Origin of the sequence: Vibrio fujianensis (assembly GCF_002749895.1) — a bacterium.
GTDB lineage: Bacteria > Pseudomonadota > Gammaproteobacteria > Enterobacterales > Vibrionaceae > Vibrio > Vibrio fujianensis.
In genome coordinates, this window is sequence record NZ_NBUS01000043.1 from 291179 (window position 1) to 291721 (window position 543).

Annotated in this window: 1 pseudogene; it reads left to right on the forward strand. The window is 47.3% G+C overall.

The features are described 5' to 3' along the window. Nucleotides 1-543, forward strand: a pseudogene (locus tag B7C60_RS19100) (exodeoxyribonuclease V subunit beta); the annotation flags it as partial.

Here is a 543-nt window from a genome sequence, read left to right on the forward strand (position 1 = left end):
CCAAAGAGCCGACCGGGGTACATTTAAGTGCTCTAGGATATTTATTGCAAAACGGGCAACTGGGAGACATTGCTACCTTGACTCGCGTCCTATCTCAGCAGGTGACGCTTAATTCTGTGGTGGTCACCGACCCTCCAGAGCCGCAACTTGAACCTTTTAGTCCATTCAATGTGTCACAACCAGAGCTTAGTGCTGAAACGTTACAAGTTTCGATTGACCGTTCATGGCGTGTAACCAGCTATTCTGGATTACTAAAGCAAGGGACACCTCGACAAGAAGGTGTACTTGAACCGATAGGGTTTGATATTGATTCGGCCGGAGAGCAAGATGAGCGTTTGCTGACTGACGGCAGTGAACGCAGCATTTTTACTTTTCCTCGTGGTGCCACTCCCGGTACCTTTTTACACGCGATCTTCGAAGATGTTGAGTTTACTGAGTCAGCATATAGTGAGAACAATCGAATGACGATTGAAAGCTTAATGGCGCGTTATCAAATTGAGCCTGAGTGGCTTGAGGTCTTGCAAAACCTGGTTGAAACGGGGT